Genomic DNA, 22,041 nt, shown 5'->3' with positions numbered 1-22,041 from the left:
TAAGGGCGCGCCGCGCGCGCTCGTGCCCGCGCCCGCCCCCGCGCGGACGGCGCCGGGCGGCACCGGGCGGCACCCGCCGCATCAGGTGCCGGGTGGCTCGGCGAGGAGGCGGTGGCCGCCCGCCCCCGGGACGACGGTTCCCGCGGTGGGCGGCGGGAAGTGGGTGCCGAGCAGCAGGGTGTCCGTACCCGCGTACGCGGCGAGCAGCGCGCGGCGGGTGCGCACGGCCAGGGCCGCGTCGGAGTCGGCGGTGCTGGTGATCGCGGGGTCGGCGATCTGCACGGGGTGGTGGAAGCTGTCGCCGGTGACCAGCGCGGACCGCCCGGCACCGTGCAGCTCCACCGCGACCTGCCCCGGGGTGTGCCCGGGCACCGCCAGGAGACGGATGCCGGGGGCGGCCTCCACGGGGGCGTCGGTGACGTCGGCCAGGTCGAGCAGTCCGGCGTCGCGGACCGGCAGCACCGAGTCGCGGAAGACCTGCCGGTGGTCGTCGTCCAGGTCCGTGCCCGCCCAGTGGTCCCATTCGGCACGGGAGACCAGGTAACGGGCGCGGGGGAAGGCGGGCACCCAGGTGCCGCCGTCGTCACGGGTGTTCCAGCCGACGTGGTCGGTGTGCAGGTGGGTGAGGATCACCAGGTCCACGGCGTGCGGCGGGAAGCCCGCCTCCGCCAGCCGCCGCGGGTAGTCGGTGGCGAGCCGGTGCCACGCGGGGTCGGACCGGGTCTTGCCGTTGCCGATCCCGGTGTCCACCAGGACGCGCAGGCCGCCGGCCACCACGGCGAAGGTGTGGGTGGCCAGCCGGAGCGTGCCGTCGGGGGCGGCGAAGTCCGGCCGCAGCCACGGCGCCGCCGCCACCACCTGCGGAGTCGCGGCGGGCAGCAGCCGCCGTCCGGTCGCCGCGGGCAGCGTGGTCTCGTCGACGCGGTGCACGACGAGGTCGCCCACGTTCCAGCTCACCGTGCGTCCCATGCCGGGCCTCCCTTCGTACGGGGTGCGCCCTGGGACGAGTGTTCCCCGTGGGGCGGGCCGTCACGTCCGGGATCCGGACGCGGCAGGACGGCGCTGGCCGCCGCGCCGCCGGGCCTGGCACTATCGCGGGGATGGAGTTCCCCCGTATCGGCAGACGCAGGGCCGTGCAGGCCGTGCTGGCGGTGGCGGCGGCGGTCGCGCTGCTGCTGTGGTGGGTGCTGCCCTCCGACGGGCCGTCGTACCCGAAGGACCGGGTCGACTTCGCCACCGGTGTGCGCAACGGCGTGTACGACACGTACGGGAAGCGGCTCCAGCCCTACCTGCACACCGACCTGCCCGGGGTGCCGGTGCGCCTGGTGCGGTCCGAGGGGTCCGTGGACAACGTCCGGCGGGTCGCGACCGGCAAGGCCGATTTCGCGATCGCCGCGGCCGACGCCGTCGCCGACTACGACGGCCCGGGCGCGCGGCGGCTGCGTGCCTGCGCCCGGCTGTACGACGACTACATGCAGCTCGTGGTGCCCGCCGACTCGCCCGTGAGGTCGGCGAAGGACCTGCGCGGGCTGCGGGTGGGGATCGGCCAGCCCAGCTCCGGGGTGAACCTGATAGCGCAGCGGCTGCTCGAGGCGGCCGGCCTCGGGGAGCCGGGCGACGTGCAGCGCCGGACGGTCGGCATCGACCGGGCGCCGGAGATGCTGCGCCAGGGGGAGCTGGACGCGTTCTTCTGGTCGGGCGGACTGCCGACCAAGACCATCGCGAACCTGGCGGAGACCACCGACGTGAAGCTGGTGCAGCTCGGCGACCTGGTGGCCAGGCTGCACGCCGAGGGCGACGAGTCGACGTACTACCGGCAGGCGGTCATGCCGGCGGACGCGTACCCCATGGTCCAGGGCGGCCGCGCGGTGCAGACCATCGCCGTGGCCAACCTGCTGATCACCACGGACCGGACGGACACCGGGCTGGTGGACCGTCTCACCCGCACGGTGATCGACAGCCGTGACCGGATCGGTCAGGAGGTGCACGCCGCCCAGCTGATGGACCTGCGGACGGCGGTCTTCACCGACCCGTTGCGGCTGCACGCCGGCGCCGAGCGCTACTACCGGTCCGTCAAGCCCTAGGGGATCCCAGGACCGGTACGGACCGTTCCGCCCGACATGTGATCGTTCCCCGCCCCGGGGACGATGTTCATCCCCGTCAGAGCCCCCTAACCTGTAGCGGACCACGTACCGATGGGGGCACACGCATGAGTTCTGGGGGGATGCCGCACACCCTCGTCGACGGCCGCTACGAGCTGCGCCGGCAGTTGGGGCGCGGTGGCATGGGCGTGGTGTGGGAGGCCTACGACAACCGGCTCGGCCGTCAGGTCGCCGTCAAGGAGCTGCTGTTCCGGGGCGCGCTGGACCCGGAGACGCAGGCGCAGTGGGTGGAGCGGGCACGCCGGGAGGCGCAGGCCATCGCCCGGATCGGGCACGAGCACGTGGTCGCCGTGCATGACGTGATCGAGGCCGACGGCCAGGTCTGGATCGTCATGGAGCAGGTCAACCCGCACTCCCTGGCGGACCAGTTGCGCGAGCAGGGCCGGATCCCGGCGCTGCAGGCGGCGCGGATCGGCCTGGAGGTGCTGCGCGGGCTGCGCGCGGTGCACGCGGCCGGGGTGCTGCACCGCGACGTGAAGCCGCACAACATCCTGTTCCGCCGGGACGGGCGGGCGGTGCTCATGGACTTCGGGATCGCGACCTTCGAGGGCGCGGCCCAGGTGACGCGGGTGCACGAGACCGTCGGCACCCCGCAGTACCTGGCACCGGAACTGGCCAACCGGCTGCCGCCCACGCCCGCCGCCGACCTGTGGTCGCTGGGCGTCACGCTCTACGAGATGGTCGAGGGCCGGGCCCCCTTCCGCGGCCCGACGCCGTACGAGGTGCTGGAGGCCGTCCGCACGGCCGAGGTGCCGCCGACGGCGCACGCGGGACCGCTGCGCCCGCTGATCGACGGGCTGCTGGTCAAGGAGCCGGGGGCGCGGCTGTCGGCGGAGCGCACCGAGCAGTTGCTGCAGCACGTGGCGCAGGAGACCCCGCAGTTCCCGGTCGGCGTCTACCCGGACTACGACCCGGACGCCACGCGGACGGACGGGTCCGGCGGCACCGCACAGCAGGTTCCCGACTCCGTGACCCCGCCGCAGGATCCGCAGCCCCCGCGACCGCGCCCCTCCCGGCGACGCTGGTACTCGCTGGCGGCGGGCGGGGTCGCGCTCGCGATCCTGGCCGCGGCCGGGTGGTTCGCCGTCGACCGGCTGGGGGACGACGGCCCCGACCTCTCCTCCTCGCCGACCTACCGGACGGCGCGCGACCGCGGCTACCTCGTGGTCGGCGTCAAGAAGGACCAGCCGGGCCTCAGCGAGGCCTCCAGCACCGCCAAGGACGGCTACGAGGGGTTCGACATCGACCTCGCGAGGGCCATCGCCAGGCATCTGGGCTTCGACAAGGTGCAGTTCACGGTCGTGGACACCCAGTCGCGCGAGTACTTCCTGCGCGCCGGGTACGTCGACTTCATAGTGGCGAGCTACTCCATCACGGAGGAACGCAAGAAGTCCGTCGACTTCGCGGGCCCCTACTACCAGGCCGGCCAGGACTTCCTCGTCCGCGAGGACGCCCCCGTCCACAGCGTGCAGGACCTCTTCGGCCGTCACGTCTGCACCGTCACCGACTCGACGCCGGCCGAGCGGCTCCGCAAGGAGTACCCGCAGATACGGACCGAGCAGCAGACCTCGTACGGGCTGTGCGTCGGCCAGCTGCTGGCGGGGAAGGTCGACGCCGTCTCCACCGACGACATCATCCTGGCCGGCTACCGCGCGCAGCACACCGGGCAACTGCGGCTGCTGGGCGTCCCCTTCGGGACCGAGGAGTACGGCGTGGGGCTGGCCCAGAACGAGCCCGAACTGAAGCACGCCATATGCGACGCCATCAAGGACGAGATCTCCTCCGGGGCGTGGCGCACCTCGTACGTCAAGCACCTCAAGCCGCTGGCCTCCCAGGAGGTGGCGGACCAGCGGCCGCGGCTGGACGAGATGAGCGAGTGCGACTGAGCCCGCGCGACCGGCCGGTCGCGCGGGCCCGCCCGTTCAGGACAGGGCGAACGTGGTGACCACGGCGGCGTGGTCGGAGGGCCAGGCGTTGCCCGCCACGTCCGGTTCGGGGCGGGGCTCCCCGGTGACCAGGGTGGTGGAGTCCAGCACCCGCAGGCCCCGCCCGGCGTACAGGACGTAGTCGATCCGGTCCTGCGGCTCGGGCTCGGGGGTGACGGGAGACCAGGTGGTGCCGGGCTCGCGCACGGGGTCCGGGTGGGCCTCGCGGTAGGAGTCGCGCAGTCCCGCGGCCTCGGCGGCGAGGGTGACCGGCCAGGGCACGGGTCCGTACCCGCCGTGCAGGGGCGCCGCCTCGGCGGTCCAGTCCAGGTGGGAGGGGACGTTGAAGTCGCCGACGAGGACGACCGGGGTGGTGTCGCGGGCGGCGAGGTCGCCGGCCATGTCGTGCAGGATGTCCCGGATCTGGTCCACGCGTCCCGAGGCCGCCTCGTGCTCGACGAGCACCTCGACCGGCTGCCGGTCGTGGAGGGCGTCGTAGGGGCCGTACGGGGTGTAGTTCAGGTGCGCGCTCCACAGGGTGACGTCGTGGCCCTCGTCGAGCCGGACGGTGGCACCGAGGCCACCGTAGAACGGGCTCGCGGGCAGGCCGTGGCGGGAGACGATCGGGTAGCGGCTGATGACGCCGAGGTTGTCGCCCGCCTGGTGGTGGTCCCAGCCCAGCGCCTCGGCCAGTTCCTTGGCGGAGTGCGTCCGCGTCTCCTGCAGGCCGACGACGTCCACGTCGGCTTCCAGCAGCACGCGCAGCTGCTTGTCCCGGTGGTCGTCGACGCGGGTGCCGCCGAGCCACAGGTTCCAGCTCATGACGCGCAGCTCGCGCACGACGGTTTCACCCGCCGCGACGACCGGCACACGGACGGTGACGGTGACGGAGCGGCCGTCGGCGTCCGTGGCGGTGACGGCGACCTCCGCGTCGCCGGGTGCGTCGGGGGTGCCGGTGACGGTGCCGTCGGCGGAGACCCGCGCCCAGTCGGGGCCCGCGGTCCCGGCGTACGTGACGGGGGCGCCGCGCAGGAGCCCGGCGACCGTGGCGCGGAACGGCTCGCCGACGCGGGCGCGCCGGCTGGTGAAGGCGGGCACGAGGAAGGACGGGGGCCGCGCGACCAGGGCCCGCAGCACGGAGACGTCGGCCCGTTCCAGGCTGCCGAGCACCGCGCGTCCGGCGCCGGGGGCGATGGGCGCCAGGGAGGGCACGGCCAGGACGCGGCAGCCGGCGGCCTCGGCGGAGGCCACACCGGTCGGGGTGTCCTCCACGGCCACGCACGCGCCGGGGTCCACGCCGAGGGCGTGGGCGGCGGCGAGGTAGGGGTCGGGGGCGGGCTTGGTGCGGGGGGTGTCGTCGGCGGTCAGGGAGACCGCGAAGCGCTCGCGGCCCAGCACCGCCAGCACGATGTCCACGACCTCGCGCGGGGACGCCGAGACCAGGGCGATGGGGATCTCGTGCCGGGCCAGTTCGTCCAGCAGCTCCAGCGCGCCGGGGCGGGGCACGGTGCGGGCACGGACCCGCTCGGCGAACTCCCGGTGCAGGAGGGCGGCCAGTTCGTCGGCGCCGGCCGCCGTCCCGCTCGTGGTCGCCAGGTGGGCGGCGGTGTGCTCGACGGCGCGGCCGAGGACCTCGGCCACGTCCGCGTCGCCGAGCACGTGCCCCAGCCCGGCGGCCACCTCGGCGACCGCCTCCCACCACAGCTCCTCGGTGTCGACGAGCGTGCCGTCCATGTCGAACAGGACGGCCTGGAGCGGGTGGTGCGGTGGGTGGGTCACGGGGCTCTCTTTCCTCGGGGGTGTGGGGGGATGGGAGGTGCGATCGGGGTCAGGCGGTGCGCGCGGTGACCAGGACGGGCCGGTCGGGCAGGGAGACGGTGACGGTCACCCCCGGCGGGAGGGCGGCGGCGTCGGAGCCGGCCACGTCGGCCTTGACGAAGGCGCCGTCGGCCAGTTGCACGGTCACCCGGGTGACGGCGCCGAGGAAGGCGGTCGCCATGACGCGCGCATCGCCGGTGGGGTCGGCGGTCAGGTGCACCGCCTCGGGACGGACGAGGACGTCCACTTCGGTGCCCGCGGGCACCTCGCCCTGGGCGGGGAGCCGCCGGCCGAGGACCTCGACGGTGCCGCCGTCGGTCAGCCGGCCCGGCAGGCGGCTGTTGGTGCCCACGAACTCGGCGACGAAGGCGGTGGCGGGGCGGTCGTACAGCTCGGCGGGGGCGGCGCACTGCTCCATCCGCCCGGCGTTCATGACGGCGACGCGGTCCGCCATGGACAGCGCCTCCTCCTGGTCGTGCGTCACGAACAGCGTGGTGATGCCGAGTTCGAGCTGGAGGCGGCGGATCTCCTCGCGCAGGTTGGTGCGCACCTTGGCGTCCAGCGCGCTCAGCGGCTCGTCCAGGAGCAGGACGCGCGGCCGCAGCGCCAGGGCGCGGGCGAGGGCCACGCGCTGCTGCTGGCCGCCGGAGAGCTGGTGGGGGTAGCGGTCCCCGTGGTCCGGCAGGCCGACGAGTTCCAGCAGTTCCGCGGCGCGGGCGCGCCGTTCGGCGGCGCCGACCTTGCGCATGCGCAGCCCGAAGGCGACGTTGTCGGCGGCGCTCAGGTGCGGGAAGAGGCTGTAGGACTGGAAGACCATGCCCGCGTCGCGGCGGTGCGCGGGGATCTTGGTGATGTCCTTGCCGTCGACCAGCACCTGACCGGAGTCGGGGTGCTCGAAGCCGGCGAGCATCCGCAGCGCGGTGGTCTTCCCGCAGCCGGAGGGGCCGAGCAGGGCGAGGAGTTCTCCGGGCCGGACGGTCAGGTCCAGTCCGTCGAGGGCGACGGTGGGCCCGAAGGCGCGGCGCAGCGCCCGGAACTCGACGGTGGCGCCGCCGGGCACGGTCGGCGCGGCGTCGGCCGGGGCGGGGACGGTGTCGGTCATGTCTCGGTCACTTCCGGGAGGCGGTACGTGAGGTCGGGCGGCGTCCGCCGACGGCGGCCAGGACGAGCAGCAGCACCCAGGTGACCAGCAGGCTGAGCACCGAGACGGCCACGGACAGCTGGGCCTGCGAGCCGCTGACCGTGACGATCCACACCGCGAAGGGCTGGAAGCCCAGCAGCTGGGCGACGGTGAACTCGCCGAGCACCAGGGCGAGGGTGAGGAAGGATGCGTTGAGCAGCGCCCCGCGCAGGTTGGGCAGCACGACCCGGACCAGCGCGCGCGGCCAGTCGGCGCCGCAGGAGCGGGCGGCCTCGACCAGGGTGCGGACGTCCACCGCCCGCAGTCCGGCGTCCAGGGCCCGGTACACGAAGGGCAGCGCCATCACGACGTACGTGAGCACCAGGACGACCGGGAAGGACGGGTTCTGGATGGCCACGAAGGTCTGGAAGAGCGGCGTGGTGGCCAGGTGCTCGGGGCCCCAGCGCAGCACGTTGCTCACCCCGGCGACCAGCGCGATCGGCGGCACGACCAGCGGCAGCGAGCAGATGACCTCGACCACCGGGCGCAGCCGGGGCGCGGACAGCCGCAGCGCGACCATGGCCGGCACCATCAGCAGCAGGACGACGGCGATGGTGGCGGCCGCGAGCTCCAGGGAGAGCAGCAGGCTGGAGGTGAAGCCCTCGGCGCCCAGGATCTGCCCGTACGCGTCGAAGGTGATGCCCTGGCCGGGGACGTCCACGGTGAAGATCACCGAGGCGGCCAGCGGCACCAGGAAGTAGAGGCCGGCACCGGCGAGGACGATGCCGCGCCAGGGCCGGATCCGGGTGCTCGTCAGACCAGCCATCGCGCGCTCCGTCGTTGCAGGGGCAGGTAGACCGCCATGACCAGGCCGGCGACGACGACCATGTCCAGGCTGAGGGCGAGGGCGACGTTCTCCTGCCCGACCAGGACGTTGCCGGAGATGGCGTCGGCGATCTGCAGGGTGATCAGCGGCACGGAGCTGCCGACCATCGCCGCGGCGGTGGCGTAGGCGGCGAAGGCGCTTCCGAAGAGCAGGACCAGGCCGCCGAGGAGCGAGGGGGCCAGCACGGGCAGGGCGACGTGCCGCCAGTACTGCCCGTTGGTGGCGCCGTTGTTCTGGGCCGCCTCGCGCCACTGGACGCGCAGCCCCTCCAGCGCCGGGGTCACGGTGAGCACCATGAGCGGGATGAGGAAGTAGAGGTAGACGATGACCAGGCCCCAGAAGCTGTAGAGGCTCCAGCCGTGGTCGGCGAGACCCAGGTGGCGGGTGAGGACGCCGGCGTTGCCCAGGGTCGCCACGAAGGCGAAGGCCAGCGGCACCCCGCCGAAGTTGGCGAGCACGCCGGAGGCGGTCAGCACGGCCTCACGCAGCGCGCGGAAGCGCGAGGTCACCACGGCCTGGGCGAGCAGCAGCCCGAACACCGCGCCGATGGCGGCGGAGAGCCCGCACAGCTTCACGCTGCCCCAGAGGGCGGTCAGGTAGGCGCCCTGCAGGGAGGTGGTCAGGTTGGCCGTGGTGTACGAGGTGGCCCCGGTCGCGGGGTCCTTGACGGTGAAGGCGCCGTTGAGCATGGCGACCGCGGGGGCCCCGAAACTGATCGCCACGAAGACGAGCAGCGGGACCACCGCGAGCCAGCCGGCCGAACGCCGCCGCGCCGGGGCGGTGGCCCCGGCAGCGGCGGCGACGGGCGCCGCGGTGGCGGTCATCGGGTCGGTCATCCGGAGACGGCCTTGCCCCAGCCCTGGGCCAGCACTTCCTTGGCCTTGTTCTGCTGGGCGTCGGTCGGGAAGGACGGGGTGCCGCTGACCGCGGGGAGCTTGCCGGCGGCGGTCTTGTCGAGGGTGCCGGCCGTGTCCATGGCGGGCATCAGGACGGGGCGGGCGAAGCCGGCGAGCCACAGGTTCTGGCCCTCGGCGCTGTACAGGTACTCCTGCCACAGGCGGGCGGCCGCCGGGTGCGGGGCGTCCTTGTTGATCGCCTGCGCGTAGTACTGGGCGTACTCGCCGTCGCTCGGGACGGAGACCTTCCAGTCCACGCCCTTGCTGGCGAACTCCTCGGCGTAGCCGGCGTTGAGGTAGTCCCAGTCGATGCTGATCGGGGTCTCACCCTTCTCGACGGTGGCCGGGGTGGACTCGACGGGGTTGTAGTTGCCGTTCTTCTTCAGCTTGCCGAAGAAGTCGATGCCGGGCTGGATGTCGTCGAAGGAGCCGCCGTTGGCCAGCGCCGCCGCGTAGACGCCGCCGAAGGCCGAGCCGGACTTGGTCGGGTTGCCGTTGAGGGCGACCTGGCCCTTGTACTCGGGCTTGAGCAGGTCGGCGAAGGTGGTCGGGCAGTTCTTGACGCGCTTGGCGTCGCAGCCGATGGAGACGTAGCCGCCGTAGTCGTTGTACCAGCGGGCCTGGGCGTCCTTCTGGGCGGCCGGGATGTCGTCGTAGGAGGCGACCTTGTAGGGGGCGAACAGGCCCTGCTGGGCGCCGCTGATCGCGAAGGACGCGCCGAGGTCGAGGACGTCGGGGGCGCGGTCCTGGCCCTTGCGGGAAGTGACGGCGTTGATCTCGTCCTGGCTGGCGGCGTCCGGGGTCTCGTTCTGGATCTTGATGCCGTACTTCTTGGTGAAGCCGTCGATCAGCGCGCCGTAGTTCGCCCAGTCGCGGGGCAGGGCGATCGCGTTGAGCGTGCCCTCCTTCTTGGCGGCGGCGACCAGGGCGTCCATGCCGCCGAACTCCTCGGCGGAGGTCGCGGTGGCCGCGCTCTTGCCGTTCTTGCCGTCGGCGGCGGTCTGGGTGGTGGGGGCCGAGCCGCAGGCGCTGAGCGCCAGCGCGGTCACGGCGAGGCCGGCGGCGAGTACGGCCGCCTTCGGAAGGGACGCGGGCACGGAAGTCTCCTGGAGGGGAAGTCGGGTCCTGAGGGCCAGGGAGGTCGGGGCGGGTTCAACTTGTCCGAACAAGTTGGCCTTCAGTAGGCCGTGCGTCAATGGCCTTTCCGTAAACGGCGGGAAAACCTCGGCAAGCCTGCAGAGGGCAGTCGTCCCGTTTCAGCCAAGGACCCCGGGAGCGGCCCCGGACGCCGGGAACCCCTGCGCGCGATCGGCGCGCGGCTCGTCTACGCTGAGCGATGTTGTGCGCAGACGGTGAATGAACGGAAGGGGGCGCGGTGGCGGCGCGGCACGAGGAGATCGCCGAGGAGCTCCGGCGGGCCATCGACGACGAGGAGTACACCGTCGGTGCCCTGCTCCCCCCGGAGACCGAACTGGCCGCCCGGTACGGCGTCTCCCGCGGCACGGTGCGCCAGGCCGTGGCCGCGCTGACCGCGGAGGGGCTGATCGGCTCCCGTCAGGGCGCCCGCCGCGTCGTGCTGGCCAGCCGGCGCAGCCAGAGCTTCGCGGAGCTGCGCAGTTTCGCCCAGTGGGCGCGGGCCATGGGGCGCGCCGCCTCGGGCACCGTGGTCCGCACCGAGACCCGTCCGGCCACCGCGGAGGACGCCACGCGCCTGCACCTGCGCACGGGCGCGGACGTGCTGTACGTGCTGCGGGTGCGCGGACTGGACGGTGAGCACGTGCTGGTGGAGCGCACGGTCTACGCCGACTGGATCGCCCCCGCGGTGCTGCGCATAGAGCCGGACTGCGAGTCGGTCACCCAGCGGCTGTACGACGACACGGGCCTGGTCTTCGCCTACGGGGAGCACCTGATCGACGCGGTCGCGGCCGGCACCCGGGACAGCGAACTGCTGGGCGTGCGGCGCGGCAGCCCGCTGCTGCGGGTGCGCCGGGTCACCACCACGCAGAAGGGCCGCCCGGTGGAGTGGTCGGACGACCGCTACCGCTCGGACGCCGTCAACTTCAGCATCCACAACTCGATCGGCTCCAACCCGCTGGCCCGCCAGGCCGGCCCCGGGCTCAGGGAGCCGTACGCGGCACCGTGAGGGTCACCACCAGTCCGTGCGGCTCGTTCGGCGCGTACGAGATGCTGCCGCCGCCCTGCGCCAGCAGCACCCGTGCGATGGACAGGCCGAGGCCCGAGCCGTCGACGTTCTGGTGACGCGGGCTGCGCCAGAAACGGTCGCCGATGCGGGCGAGTTCGTCCTCGGTGAGGCCCGGGCCGCCGTCGGCGACGGTCACGTCGATCGCGCCGGGGCGGCCGCGCAGTTCGGTGGTGACCCGCACGCGTTCACCGTCCGGGGTGAACTTCACGGCGTTGTCGATCACGGCGTCGAGGGCGCTGGACAGCGCCACCGGGTCGGCCCAGCCGGTCACGGCGGCGGCGCCCCCGTAGGAGAGCTCCACGCCGTCGCGCTCGGCGACCGGCCGCCACGCCTCCACGCGTTCCGCGGCGAGGGCGGCGATGTCGGTGAGGGCGAGGTTGGCCTCCGCGTGCTCGGCGGTGGCCAGGCCCAGCAGGTCGTCCAGGACCGAGGCGAGGCGCTTGCCCTCCTCCCGGACCGAGGCGATCTCCTCGTGCCCGTCGGGCAGTTCCAGGCCCAGCAGCTCGATCCGCAGCAGCAGCGCGGACAGCGGGTTGCGCAACTGGTGGGAGGCGTCGGCGACGAAGGCCCGCTGCTGGTCGAGGACCTCCTCGACGTTGTCGGCCATCTCGTTGAACGAGCGTGCCAGGCGCCGCAGTTCCGGCGGCCCACCGGACACCGCCACGCGGGACTTCATCCGGCCGGTGGCGATGTCGTGGGTGACCCGGTCCAGCACCCGGACCGGGCGCAGCACCCAGCCGGTGAGCCGGAAGGCGGCCATGACGGCCACGATCATGGCGGCCAGCTCACCGGCCGCGAGCAGCAGCCAGCCGCGCAGGATGCGCGAGCGCATCGCGCCGGTCGGCGAGTCGGTGAGCACGACCGCGACGACGTCGCCGTCCCGGACGACCGGGGAGGCGACCGACAGGGAGCGGTGCTGCCAGGGCCAGATCTGCTTGGGGTCGTGGCTGCGCCGCCCGGCCAGGGCCTCGCTGTACGCGGTGAAGGCCTCACCACCGGTGGGCAGCGTCCAGCCCTTCGGGGCCGAGGCGATCGGCTCGCCGTCGCGGTCGAAGACGCCGGCCCGGATCCCGTACACGTAGTGGTACTGCAACAGCTCCGCCCGCAGCGTCTCCACCCGTTCGCCGCTGCCGTCGGTGCTGACGTACTGGGCGAGCGCGGCGAAGCGCGCGGTGTCGTCGATGCGGTCGACGACGACGCGCTGCTGCTGGGCGGCGGCCAGGCTGGCGGCGAGCGGGAAGCCGAGGGCCAGCAGCACACCGGCCATCAGCACGATGAGCAGCGGCAGCAGCCGGGTGCGCACGGTGGAACGGCCTCCTAGCCGGAGGGCACGACGAGGCGGTAGCCGACCCCGCGCACGGTCTCGATCAGGGAGGGCAGGCGGAGCTTGGACCGCAGGGACGCCACATGCACCTCAAGGGTGCGCCCGGTCCCCTCCCAGCTCGTCCGCCACACCTCGCTGATGATCTGTTCACGGCGGAAGACCACACCGGGCCGCTGCGCGAGCATCGCGAGCAGGTCGAACTCCTTGCGGGTGAGCGCGACCGGCTCGTCGCCGACGGTGACCTTGCGGGTCTCCAGCTCCACACGGACCGGGCCGAGCCCGATGACGCCGCCCGCGGCCTCCGCGCCCTCCGTCTCGGGGCCGGCCGGCGCCTCCTGCGCCTTGCGGCGGCAGACGGCGTGGATGCGGGCGAGCAGCTCACCGGTGTCGTACGGCTTCACCACGTAGTCGTCGGCTCCGAGGTTGAGGCCGTGGATGCGGGACCGCACGTCGGCTCGCGCGGTCACCATGATCACGGGGATGGCGGTGCGCAGCCGGATGCGGCTGCACACCTCGAAGCCGTCCTGGTCGGGCAGGCCGAGGTCGAGCAGGACCACGTCGAAGCCGGGCCCGTGGTCGGGCAGCAGCGCGTGCAGCGCCTCCTCGCCGCTGCGGGCGTGGGTGACCTGCAGCCCGTGCTTGGCCAGCACGGCCGACAGCGCGGCGGCGACCCGGTGGTCGTCCTCCACGAGCAGCAGTCTCATCCGTTCACCTCCCGCGGTCCGGCCCTTCGCGCCCCCCGCAATCATGCTCCACCACCGAATACACGCCGATGGGCCACGTGCGCGTCAAGCGCAGCCCGGTCCTGCGGGGCGACTGTTACGGAGCCGGTACGCTGCACAACCGGCCGAGCTCACCCACAGTGCCGGATTTGTGCCAGCCAGTGACCGGATCGTGATGCTCAAGTTCCCCTCAGATGTGCTGACTCGGTTCGCCAAGCGTCAATAGGGTGATCGCCAAGGTCTGGTCAACCGACGAGGATGGAGCACACGCCGATGACCGAAGTGCCGGTGACCGAGGACGCCGTTCCGGCGCCCGACGACCTGGTCGTACTGAAGGACGTGAACAAGCACTTCGGCGCGCTGCACGTGCTCCAGGACATCAACCTCAGCATCGGCCGCGGCGAGGTCGTGGTCGTCATCGGCCCCTCGGGGTCGGGCAAGTCGACGCTGTGCCGGGCCGTCAACCGCCTGGAGACGATCGATTCGGGCGCGATCACGATCGACGGGAAGCCGCTGCCCCAGGAGGGCAGGGAGCTGGCCCGGCTGCGCGCCGACGTCGGCATGGTCTTCCAGTCGTTCAACCTCTTCGCGCACAAGACGGTCCTGGAGAACGTCACGCTCGGCCAGGTCAAGGTGCGCAGGACCGGCAAGAAGGCCGCCGAGGAGCGGGCCCGCGCCCTGCTGGACCGGGTGGGCGTGGGCAGCCAGGCGGACAAGTACCCGGCGCAGCTGTCCGGGGGCCAGCAGCAGCGCGTGGCGATCGCCCGGGCGCTGGCGATGGAGCCGAAGGTCATGCTCTTCGACGAGCCGACCTCGGCGCTCGACCCGGAGATGATCAACGAGGTGCTGGAGGTCATGCAGCAGCTCGCACGCGACGGGATGACGATGGTAGTCGTCACCCATGAGATGGGCTTCGCCCGGTCCGCCGCCAACCGCGTGGTCTTCATGGCGGACGGGCGGATCGTCGAGCAGGCGACGCCCGACCAGTTCTTCAGCAATCCCCGGAGCGACCGGGCCAAGGACTTCCTTTCGAAGATCCTTCACCACTGAGAGCGACACCGACGGTTCGCCGACCTAAGGATGATCACGATGAGCTTCCGTACCACTGCCGCCGCCGCTCTGGCCGTCCTGGCGCTGACCGCCACCGCGACCGCGTGCGGCAAGGAGGGCTCGCCCTCCTCCTCCAGCACCCCTGACAAGGGCTCCAGCAGCGCGGCCGCCGCCGAACTGCCCACCTACACCGTCAAGACCGGTGTGGACCTGGCCGGCTCCAAGACCTGGGACCGGATCAAGAAGAACGGCAAGCTCGTCATCGGCGTCAAGGCCGACCAGCCGAACCTGGGCTACCAGGACCCCGGCAGCAAGAAGTACTCGGGCTTCGACATCGAGATCGCCAAGATGATCGCCGCCGACCTCGGCTTCGACGAGAGCAAAATCGAGTACAAGACGATCCAGTCGGCCAACCGCGAGACCGCCCTCTCCGGCGGCCAGGTCGACTACTACGTCGGCACGTACACCATCAACGACGAGCGCAAGAAGTCCGTCTCCTTCGCCGGCCCGTACTTCGTCGCGGGTCAGGACCTCCTGGTCAAGAAGGGCAGCGGCATCAAGAGCACGGACGACCTCAAGGGCAAGAAGGTCTGCTCCGCGACCGGTTCGACCTCCATCCAGCGCATCAAGGATGGCAACTACGGCGCCGAGCCCGTCGAGTACGACTCCTACTCGCTGTGCGTGCAGAACCTCGCCTCCGGCCAGGTCGACGCGGTGACCACCGACGACGCCATCCTCAAGGGCTACGCGGCCCAGGACCCGGCCAACCTCGAGGTCGTCGGCAAGCCGTTCTCCGAGGAGCCCTACGGCGTGGGCCTGCTCAAGGACGACAAGGTCCTGCAGGAGGCGATCACCAACGCGCTGAAGAACCACGAGGACAACGGCGACTGGAAGAAGGCCTACGACGCCACGCTCGGCAAGTCCGGCGTCAGCGCCGAGATCCCGCAGCTCCAGTCCTGAAGCGGGCGGGACCCGGCCTGACCCGGGTCCCGTCCCCCTCCCCGGCACAGCCCGAGCCTGATGCGCCGGCGGCCAGGAGCGGCCGTCGGCGCACCCCTTTCGGAGAATCGATGAACGTACTGCTGGACAACTTCGCGCTCTTCCGCGAGGGGTTCCTCGGCACGGTGGAGCTGACCGCGCTCAGCGGGGCCATCGCCCTGGTGCTCGGGGTGGTCATGGCCGCCTTCCGGGTGTCCCCGGTGCCGCCGCTGCGCGCCTTCGGCACGGCCTGGGTGACGCTGCTGCGCAACACCCCGCTGACCCTGCTGTTCTTCATCGCGGTGCTGGTGCTGCCCCGGCTGGGGTTGAACACCTGGAGCTTCTTCCGGCTCGCCGTGCTCGCCCTGAGCTGCTACACCTCGACGTTCATCTGCGAGGCCGTGCGCTCGGGCATCAACACCGTCCCGCTCGGGCAGGCCGAGGCCGCCCGGAGCCTGGGGATGACCTTCACCCAGACGCTGCGGCTGATCATCCTGCCGCAGGCCACCCGGACCGTGCTGCCGCCCATCGGCAGCCTGCTGATCGCGCTCACCAAGAACTCCGCGATCGCCGGTGGGTTCAGCGTCACCGAGCTGTTCAGCGTGCAGAAGGCGCTCGGTGAGAAGGGCTACAGCGTCTTCGCGACCTTCGTCTGGGTGGCGATCGCCTACCTGGTCCTCACCCTCCTCATCAGCGCGGTCTTCCGACTGCTCGAGAACCGGCTGGCGGTGGCCCGATGAGCGCGAACGTCCTCTTCGACGCGCCCGGCCCCCGGGCCAGGATCCGCAACCGGGTCGTCGGCGCGGCCGCCGCCCTGGCGATCCTCGCACTGCTGTGGTTCGTCTACCGGCGGCTCGACGAGTCGGGGCAGTTCGTCTCGTACCTCTGGGAGCCCTTCCAGTACACCGACATCCAGCAGCGCATCGTGGACGGTCTGCTCGCCACGCTGAAGGCCTTCGCGCTGGCCGCCGTCTTCTCGCTGGTGCTGGGCGCGGCGCTGGCGGCGGGTCGGCTGTCGGACCACGCCCCGGTGCGGTGGGTGGCGACGGTCGTCGTGGAGTTCTTCCGCGCGATGCCGCTGCTGATCATGATCTTCGCGCTGTACGTGGGCGTCTTCACCTCGGCCCCGCTGTGGGCGCTGGTGATCGGCCTGACCCTCTACAACGGCTCGGTGCAGGCCGAGATCTTCCGGGCCGGCATCAACGCCGTACCCAAGGGCCAGCGCGAGGCCGCGTACGCGATCGGCCTGCGCAAGACGCAGGTCATGGTCTTCGTGCTGATCCCGCAGGCGGTCCGGGCGATGCTGCCCTCGATCATCAGCCAGCTGGTGGTCACCTTGAAGGACACCTCGCTCGGCTACATCATCACGTACGAGGAGCTGCTGTACACCGGCAACCTCATCGCGAAGAACAGCGCGGGCTTCCCCTTCATCCCGATGATCATCATCGTGGCGCCGATCTACATCCTGATGTGCATGGCGCTCAGCGCGCTGGCCAACTGGATCGAGCGTCGCGGCCGCCGCAGCCGCAAGGGCGCGCCGCCGAAGGCGGGCGACATCAAGGCGGTGGAGGCCGCCGCGGAGTGACGGTGCGCCAGGCGCACCACCGCGCGGCAGGTGTGGTCACTTGACGCACGCACGCGCAGTAGGTTGCATACGCAATGTGACTGCACAACTTCCGGGGACCACGCAGTGGACCCGGTGATCATCGCGGGGGCGGGTCCGGTCGGGCTCGCCCTCGCGCTCTGCCTGGCCCGGCACGACGTGCCGAGCATCGTGCTGGACGAGCACGACCACGCGCCCTCGCTCCCCGCGGAACGCACGGCCGTCCTCAGTCCCGAGACCGCCGGGCTGCTGGTGCGGCTCGGCCACCGCCGGCTCTACGAGTCCGGCGCCACCTGGGAGGCGTGGCGGACGCTGCGCCGACGGCAGGAGACCGTCCGGGTGGAGTTCGGCGACCGCGCGTCCGGCGGGCAGGGGCCCTCCCCGCTGCACATCGGGCAGGAGCGCCTGGAGCACGGGTTGCGCGGGGCCCTCGCCGAGCAGGCGCTGGTGCGGATCGTCCCGGGGGCGCGCGTCGACTCCGTCGAGCAGGACGACCGCGGTGTCAGCGTCCGCACCAAGGGTGCCAACGCCACCTGGTGGCGCGGAAGTTACCTGATCGGCTGCGACGGCCCGCGGTCCACCGTGCGCAAGCTGCTGGGCGTGCGCTTCCCCGGCCGCACGGCCGTCGACCGGCACGCCGTCGCCGCACTGCGGGTCGCGCTGCCCGACGAGGGCGTGGCGCTGCTGCACCGTGAGCCGCCGGGGCCCGGCGCGGGACCGGAGGTGACGGCCCGTCCGCTGCCGGACGGGGTGTGGCGGCTGGACTGGCTGCTGCCCGCGCGCGGTGAGCCGCTCACCTCCGACGAGCTCGTCTCGCGGATCCGCGGCACCCTCTCGGCCTGGTGCGGAAGCGTTCCGTCGTACGAGCTGCTGGGCTCCGCCGAGTACCCGGTGCACCAGCGGCTGGCCCGGCGCTGGCGCGCCGGACGCGTCTTCCTGGCCGGGGACGCGGCGCACCTCATGGGCGCGCTGGGCGCGCAGGGGCTGGAGGAGGGCCTGCGCGACGCCGACAACCTCGCCTGGAAGCTCTCCCTGGCCTGGCACCACGGCGCCTCGGACACCCTGCTCGACAGCTACCAGGCCGAGCGGCGCGGCGCGGTGGGCGCCCGGCTGCGGGCCACCGACCAGGTGCTGCCGCTGCTGCGGGCCAGCGGAGTCTGGCACACGGTGCGACGCTCCGTGCTCTCCGGCTCCGCCCGGCGGTACGCCGAACTGCTCACCGACGGCCACCTCGGCCGGGGTCCGCTCGGCGCGCCGCCGGTCTACGCCCGCTCGCCGCTCGCGCTGCCCGCTCCCCGCGGGGCGGGCGCCGCGGCCTCGGCCTCCTCGGCGGCCGCGCCGTCGCCGCTGCTGGGGTCCTGTGCCACTCCCCCGGGCGGTGCGGTCGTCGACGTCCCGGTCACGGCACTCGACGGCTCCGGAGCGCGCCTGTACGAGCGCCTCGGGCGTGACCTGCTGGTCGTCCTCGTCGCGCCGGGCACCGGTGTGTGGGAGAGTCGGCACTGGCTCACCGCGGGCCTGATGCCCCGGCTGGCCAAGGCGGTGGCCGCCCTGCCCACCCGGGCGGAACTGCTCGTCACGGAGGCGTACCCGGGGTCGACGGCGCACAGCGTGCTGCTGATCCGCCCGGACGGCCACCTGGTGACCGTGATGACCGGCTGCCGCCCGACCGAGCTGTACGCGTACGCCGACCTCGCCCGCGGCGGCCCCCCGAGCCCCGTCCAGGACCGCGTCCCCCACTGACGGGCCCGGGGAGGCCGGTCCCGGCTCCGCCCGCTGGACCTCCGGCGGAGCCGGGGTGAACCGCCGGGCCGGTCCGTTCGTCCGGTCCGGTCCGGTCAGCGGGCGAACTCGGTGGCGCGGGACTCACGGACGACGGTGATGCGGATCTGGCCGGGGTAGGTGAGCTCCTCCTCGATCTGCTTGGCCACGTCACGGGCGATGACCTGCGCCTGGATGTCGTCCACGTCCTCCGGGCGCACCATGACCCGGACCTCGCGTCCGGCCTGCATGGCGAAGACCTTGGCGACGCCCGTGTGCGCGGCGGCGATCTGCTCCAGCCGCTTGAGCCGGCGGACGTAGCTCTCCAGCGACTCGCGCCGTGCGCCGGGACGGCCCCCGGAGATGCCGTCGGCGGCCTGGGTGAGGACGGCCTCGACGGTGCGGGGGTCGACCTCGTTGTGGTGGGCCTCGATGGAGTGGACGACGTCCTCGGACTCGCCGTGCCGCCGCGCCAGGTCCGCGCCGATGAGGGCGTGGCTGCCCTCGACCTCGTGGGTGAGGGCCTTGCCGATGTCGTGCAGCAGCGTGCCGCGCTTCGTCACGGCCGGGTCAATGCCGAGTTCGGCGGCCATCATGCCCGCGATGTGCGCGGACTCCAGGAGGTGGCCGAGCACGTTCTGGCCGTAGGAGGTGCGGTAGCGCAACCGCCCGAGCAGCGTGACCAGTTCGGGGTGCATGTCGGTGATGCCGATCTCGGTGAGCGCGTCCTCGCCGTGGCGCACGCAGAGCTGCTCGACCTCGGCCTGCTTGCGCTCGTAGACCTCTTCGATGCGGTGCGGGTGGATGCGGCCGTCGGTGACGAGCGCGTCGAGGGTGAGCCGGGCGACCTCGCGGCGCACCGGGTCGAAGCAGGACAGCAGCACCGCCTCGGGGGTGTCGTCGATGATGAGGTTGACCCCGGTGACGGCCTCGAAGGCACGGATGTTGCGACCCTCGCGGCCGATGATCCGGCCCTTCATCTCGTCGCCCGGCAGTTGGAGCACCGAGACCACGGACTCGGCGGTCTGCTCGGTGGCCACGCGCTGGATGGCCCCGGCCACGATCCGCCGGGCGCGTTCCTCGCCGCGGTCTCGGGCCGCGCGCTCGATGTCGCGGGCGATCACCGCCGCCTCACGCTTGGCCTGTTGCTCGGCGGAGCGCACGAGGTCGGCACGGGCCTCGGCCGCGGTGTAGGCGGCGACGCGCTCCAGGACGTCGCGCCGCTCCTCCTCCAGCCGGTTGAGCTCGGCACGGCGGCGCTCCAGCTCCTCGCGTTCCTCGGCCAGTTCACGGCGACGCCGGTGCAGTTGCTCCGACTCGGCGTCGATGCGGGCCTCCCGGTCGGCGAGCCGCTGCTCACGCCGCTCCAAGTCGGCCCGGATCTCGCGGACTTCCTCTTTGGCGGCGGCCCGGATCTCCCGGGCCTCACGCTCGGCCGCCGCCCTGAGCTGTTCGCGTTCCGCGCGGAGCCGTCGGAGCAGCACCCCCGCGGTGACCGCGACGACCACGGTGACGGCCACGGCCACGGCCGTGAACACGGATTCGGTCCCCAGCGCGATGCCCATGGCACCAACTCCCGTATCTCTGAGGACGCGATCCCTCACCGGTTGTGAGGCTAAGTCGACTCAGAGGAACGGTCAAGGAACCTCAACGGAGGTTCAGTCGGGCAGGTAGTGCTCCAGCGACTCCGGGTCCTCACCCTCCTCCTCCAGAGCACGGCGGACCACCCTCAGGGCGAGCCCTTCCGCGTACCCCTTGCGGGCGAGCATCCCGGCGAGCCGGCGGATCCGCTTCTCCTTCTCCAGGCCGCGGGTGGCCCGGAGCTTGCGGTCGACGAGGGCGCGGGCGGTCTCCTCCTCCTGCCCCGCGTCGAGCCGCCCCACGGCCTGGCCGATCGCCTCGGCGTCCACCCCCCGGGTGCGCAGCTCCTGGGCCAGGGCACGCCGGGCGAGGCCCCGGCCGTGGTGCCGGGACTCCACCCAGGCGTTGGCGAACGCCTGGTCGTCGATGAGCCCGACGTCCTCGAACCGCTCCAGCACGTGCTCCGCCGCGTCCTCCGGGATCTCCCGGCGGCGCATGGCGTCGGCGAGCTGCTTGCGGGTGCGCGGGGTCCCGGTGAGCAGGCGCAGGCAGAGCGCCCGCGCCTGCTCCACGGGGTCGAGCGGGCGCTCTTGGTCCGCCCTGGGCCCCTCCTGCCCTACGGCGGGCGAGGAGGGAGAGAAAGAGCCGCCACGATCCTTGTGCCCGGATACCACCGTCAGGCCTTGGCGGCCGTGGCCTTGGTCGCCTTGACGGCCTTGGGCGCCGGGACCGTCGCGCCGGCGTCCGCCTTGGCCGGGTCGGCCACCGCCGCGGGAGCGGCCGCGTCCTCACCGGGCTGCTCGCCCGAGGCCTCGGGCCGGACGCCGATGCCGAGCTTCTCCTTGATCTTCTTCTCGATCTCGTCGGCGAGGTCGGGGTTGTCGCGCAGGAAGTTCCGCGCGTTCTCCTTGCCCTGGCCGAGCTGGTCGCCCTCGTAGGTGTACCAGGCACCGGACTTGCGGATGAAGCCGTGGTCCACGCCCATGTCGATCAGGCCGCCCTCGCGGCTGATGCCCTGGCCGTAGAGGATGTCGAACTCGGCCTGCTTGAAGGGCGGCGCGACCTTGTTCTTGACGACCTTGACGCGGGTGCGGTTGCCGACCGCGTCGGTGCCGTCCTTGAGGGTCTCGATGCGGCGGATGTCCAGCCGCACGGAGGCGTAGAACTTCAGCGCGCGGCCACCGGTGGTGGTCTCCGGCGAGCCGAACATCACGCCGACCTTCTCGCGGAGCTGGTTGATGAAGATCGCGGTGGTCTTGGACTGGCTGAGCGCACCGGTGATCTTGCGCAGCGCCTGGCTCATCAGACGGGCCTGCAGACCCACGTGCGAGTCACCCATCTCGCCCTCGATCTCGGCCCGCGGCACGAGGGCCGCCACGGAGTCGATCACGATGAGGTCCAGCGCGCCGGAACGGATCAGCATGTCGGTGATCTCGAGGGCCTGCTCACCGTTGTCCGGCTGGGACAGCAGCAGGGAGTCCACGTCCACACCGAGGCGCTTGGCGTAGTCGGGGTCGAGGGCGTGCTCGGCGTCCACGAAGGCGACCTTGCCGCCGGCCCGCTGGGCGTTGGCCACCGCGTGCAGGGTCAGGGTCGTCTTGCCGGAGGACTCCGGGCCGTAGACCTCCACCACGCGGCCGCGCGGGAGACCGCCGACGCCGAGGGCGACGTCCAGGGCGGTGGATCCCGTCGAGATGACCTCGATGGGCTCGTTCGGCCGGTCGCCGAGACGCATGACGGCGCCCTTGCCGAACTGCCGTTCAATCTGTGCGAGCGCGGCGTCGAGCGCCTTCTCGCGGTCGGTTCCTGCCATGGGTTCCACCCTGGGTGTCTGAGTCGTTCGCTTCACGTCCATGACGCTACTGCCTGCCACTGACAACGCGTCCCGACGCCGCCCCCGGCCTGTGGACAACCCACGGGAGTCCGTGAAAACCCTTGGGAAACCGGGTCCGGGACATCCATGAGAATGGATGTTCGATTTTCGTGTCAAGCGACTCCCGGACCTCGGTCGC

General features: G+C 72.5%; 18 protein-coding genes and 1 pseudogene. 8 read left to right on the top strand and 11 right to left on the bottom strand.

The window, feature by feature from the left end; all coding sequences use genetic code 11:
- Positions 1-81: 81 nt before the first annotated feature.
- Complete coding sequence (locus ACFYYN_RS37705) at positions 82-969, bottom strand: MBL fold metallo-hydrolase (protein ID WP_500549339.1); 888 nt, start codon at positions 967-969, stop codon at positions 82-84.
- 131 nt (positions 970-1,100) lie between these two features.
- Here ACFYYN_RS37705 and ACFYYN_RS37700 point away from each other — a divergent pair, with 131 nt between their 5' ends.
- Positions 1,101-2,084, top strand: coding sequence for a TAXI family TRAP transporter solute-binding subunit (locus ACFYYN_RS37700; protein WP_500549338.1), 984 nt, complete (start codon positions 1,101-1,103; stop codon positions 2,082-2,084).
- A 125-nt stretch (positions 2,085-2,209) separates the two neighbouring features.
- Positions 2,210-4,048 (top strand): bifunctional serine/threonine-protein kinase/glutamate ABC transporter substrate-binding protein, encoded by a 1,839-nt coding sequence (locus tag ACFYYN_RS37695; protein ID WP_500549337.1) that lies wholly within the window; start codon positions 2,210-2,212, stop codon positions 4,046-4,048.
- Positions 4,049-4,084: 36 nt separating this feature from the next.
- On the opposite strand, the gene ACFYYN_RS37690 is transcribed toward ACFYYN_RS37695, so the two are convergent.
- From ACFYYN_RS37690 to ACFYYN_RS37670, 5 genes are read right to left on the bottom strand one after another with little or no spacing between them, the layout of a single operon-like run.
- A complete protein-coding gene (locus tag ACFYYN_RS37690) occupies positions 4,085-5,866 on the bottom strand; it encodes an HAD-IA family hydrolase (RefSeq protein ID WP_500549336.1) in 1,782 nt (593 codons plus the stop codon).
- Between the two features lie 49 nt (positions 5,867-5,915).
- Positions 5,916-7,007, bottom strand: coding sequence for an ABC transporter ATP-binding protein (locus ACFYYN_RS37685; RefSeq protein WP_500549335.1), 1,092 nt, complete (start codon positions 7,005-7,007; stop codon positions 5,916-5,918).
- 7 nt (positions 7,008-7,014) lie between these two features.
- Positions 7,015-7,851 carry an ABC transporter permease gene (locus ACFYYN_RS37680; protein WP_500549334.1) on the bottom strand — a complete coding sequence of 279 codons (837 nt, stop codon included), beginning with the start codon at positions 7,849-7,851 and terminating at the stop codon, positions 7,015-7,017.
- Positions 7,839-8,747 (bottom strand): ABC transporter permease, encoded by a 909-nt coding sequence (locus ACFYYN_RS37675; RefSeq protein WP_500549333.1) that lies wholly within the window; start codon positions 8,745-8,747, stop codon positions 7,839-7,841. The genes ACFYYN_RS37680 and ACFYYN_RS37675 overlap by 13 nt, the downstream gene beginning before the upstream one ends.
- On the bottom strand, positions 8,744-9,904 hold the full coding sequence (locus ACFYYN_RS37670; protein ID WP_500329050.1) for an ABC transporter substrate-binding protein: 1,161 nt from the start codon (positions 9,902-9,904) through the stop codon (positions 8,744-8,746). Before ACFYYN_RS37670 ends, ACFYYN_RS37675 begins: the two co-directional genes overlap by 4 nt.
- Before the next feature lie 278 nt (positions 9,905-10,182).
- Between ACFYYN_RS37670 and ACFYYN_RS37665 the strand changes: the two genes are divergently transcribed.
- Entirely contained in the window at positions 10,183-10,950 is a 768-nt protein-coding gene (locus ACFYYN_RS37665) for a GntR family transcriptional regulator (protein WP_499514398.1), read from the top strand.
- On the opposite strand, the gene ACFYYN_RS37660 is transcribed toward ACFYYN_RS37665, so the two are convergent.
- Both ACFYYN_RS37660 and ACFYYN_RS37655 read right to left on the bottom strand, forming a co-directional pair.
- Positions 10,925-12,313: a sensor histidine kinase gene (locus ACFYYN_RS37660; RefSeq protein WP_500549332.1), complete on the bottom strand. Its 1,389-nt coding sequence runs from the start codon at positions 12,311-12,313 to the stop codon at positions 10,925-10,927. The genes ACFYYN_RS37665 and ACFYYN_RS37660 overlap by 26 nt on opposite strands.
- Positions 12,314-12,327: 14 nt before the next feature.
- The gene (locus tag ACFYYN_RS37655) at positions 12,328-13,038 is read right to left on the bottom strand and encodes a response regulator transcription factor (protein ID WP_500539130.1); all 711 of its coding nucleotides are present in this window, start codon (positions 13,036-13,038) and stop codon (positions 12,328-12,330) included.
- Positions 13,039-13,329: 291 nt separating this feature from the next.
- On the opposite strand from ACFYYN_RS37655, the gene ACFYYN_RS37650 reads away from it, so the two are divergent.
- The 5 genes from ACFYYN_RS37650 (at position 13,330) to ACFYYN_RS37630 (ending at position 18,430) form a co-directional block, all read left to right on the top strand.
- Positions 13,330-14,106, top strand: coding sequence for an amino acid ABC transporter ATP-binding protein (locus ACFYYN_RS37650; protein ID WP_500549331.1), 777 nt, complete (start codon positions 13,330-13,332; stop codon positions 14,104-14,106).
- Positions 14,107-14,145: 39 nt separating this feature from the next.
- Positions 14,146-15,066 carry a glutamate ABC transporter substrate-binding protein gene (locus tag ACFYYN_RS37645; protein WP_500549330.1) on the top strand — a complete coding sequence of 307 codons (921 nt, stop codon included), beginning with the start codon at positions 14,146-14,148 and terminating at the stop codon, positions 15,064-15,066.
- A gap of 110 nt (positions 15,067-15,176) precedes the next feature.
- Positions 15,177-15,824 (top strand): amino acid ABC transporter permease, encoded by a 648-nt coding sequence (locus ACFYYN_RS37640; protein WP_500549329.1) that lies wholly within the window; start codon positions 15,177-15,179, stop codon positions 15,822-15,824.
- Complete coding sequence (locus tag ACFYYN_RS37635) at positions 15,821-16,669, top strand: amino acid ABC transporter permease (RefSeq protein ID WP_500549328.1); 849 nt, start codon at positions 15,821-15,823, stop codon at positions 16,667-16,669. Before ACFYYN_RS37640 ends, ACFYYN_RS37635 begins: the two co-directional genes overlap by 4 nt.
- A 105-nt stretch (positions 16,670-16,774) precedes the next feature.
- Positions 16,775-18,430 carry an FAD-dependent monooxygenase gene (locus ACFYYN_RS37630; protein ID WP_500365778.1) on the top strand — a complete coding sequence of 552 codons (1,656 nt, stop codon included), beginning with the start codon at positions 16,775-16,777 and terminating at the stop codon, positions 18,428-18,430.
- Between the two features lie 95 nt (positions 18,431-18,525).
- Here ACFYYN_RS37630 and rny read toward each other — a convergent pair whose 3' ends face one another.
- The 3 genes and pseudogenes from rny to recA form a co-directional block, all read right to left on the bottom strand.
- Positions 18,526-20,013 (bottom strand): ribonuclease Y, encoded by a 1,488-nt coding sequence (rny, locus tag ACFYYN_RS37625; protein ID WP_500549327.1) that lies wholly within the window; start codon positions 20,011-20,013, stop codon positions 18,526-18,528.
- Between the two features lie 93 nt (positions 20,014-20,106).
- Positions 20,107-20,817 (bottom strand): annotated as a pseudogene (recX, locus tag ACFYYN_RS37620) (recombination regulator RecX); the annotation flags it as partial.
- Positions 20,706-21,842, bottom strand: coding sequence for a recombinase RecA (gene recA / locus ACFYYN_RS37615; protein ID WP_499514389.1), 1,137 nt, complete (start codon positions 21,840-21,842; stop codon positions 20,706-20,708). The gene recA and the pseudogene recX, both read right to left, overlap by 112 nt.
- Positions 21,843-22,041: the final 199 nt, after the last annotated feature.

The sequence above is a fragment of the Streptomyces sp. NPDC001902 genome (genome assembly GCF_042891295.1).
Classification (GTDB): Bacteria; Actinomycetota; Actinomycetes; order Streptomycetales; family Streptomycetaceae; genus Actinacidiphila.
This window is presented reverse-complemented; position numbering and strand designations above follow the sequence as displayed.

Excerpts from the sequence above, each read along its gene's own strand:
- ACFYYN_RS37695 (WP_500549337.1), top strand. The coding sequence starts at position 2,210 with ATGAGTTCTGGGGGGATGCCGCACACCCTCGTCGACGGCCGCTACGAG.
- recA (WP_499514389.1), bottom strand. The coding sequence starts at position 21,842 with ATGGCAGGAACCGACCGCGAGAAGGCGCTCGACGCCGCGCTCGCACAG.
- ACFYYN_RS37645 (WP_500549330.1), top strand. The coding sequence starts at position 14,146 with ATGAGCTTCCGTACCACTGCCGCCGCCGCTCTGGCCGTCCTGGCGCTG.
- ACFYYN_RS37635 (WP_500549328.1), top strand. The coding sequence starts at position 15,821 with ATGAGCGCGAACGTCCTCTTCGACGCGCCCGGCCCCCGGGCCAGGATC.
- ACFYYN_RS37680 (WP_500549334.1), bottom strand. The coding sequence starts at position 7,851 with ATGGCTGGTCTGACGAGCACCCGGATCCGGCCCTGGCGCGGCATCGTC.
- ACFYYN_RS37640 (WP_500549329.1), top strand. The coding sequence starts at position 15,177 with ATGAACGTACTGCTGGACAACTTCGCGCTCTTCCGCGAGGGGTTCCTC.
- rny (WP_500549327.1), bottom strand. The coding sequence starts at position 20,013 with ATGGGCATCGCGCTGGGGACCGAATCCGTGTTCACGGCCGTGGCCGTG.
- ACFYYN_RS37685 (WP_500549335.1), bottom strand. The coding sequence starts at position 7,007 with ATGACCGACACCGTCCCCGCCCCGGCCGACGCCGCGCCGACCGTGCCC.
- ACFYYN_RS37700 (WP_500549338.1), top strand. The coding sequence starts at position 1,101 with ATGGAGTTCCCCCGTATCGGCAGACGCAGGGCCGTGCAGGCCGTGCTG.
- ACFYYN_RS37705 (WP_500549339.1), bottom strand. The coding sequence starts at position 969 with ATGGGACGCACGGTGAGCTGGAACGTGGGCGACCTCGTCGTGCACCGC.
- ACFYYN_RS37675 (WP_500549333.1), bottom strand. The coding sequence starts at position 8,747 with ATGACCGACCCGATGACCGCCACCGCGGCGCCCGTCGCCGCCGCTGCC.
- ACFYYN_RS37655 (WP_500539130.1), bottom strand. The coding sequence starts at position 13,038 with ATGAGACTGCTGCTCGTGGAGGACGACCACCGGGTCGCCGCCGCGCTG.
- ACFYYN_RS37650 (WP_500549331.1), top strand. The coding sequence starts at position 13,330 with ATGACCGAAGTGCCGGTGACCGAGGACGCCGTTCCGGCGCCCGACGAC.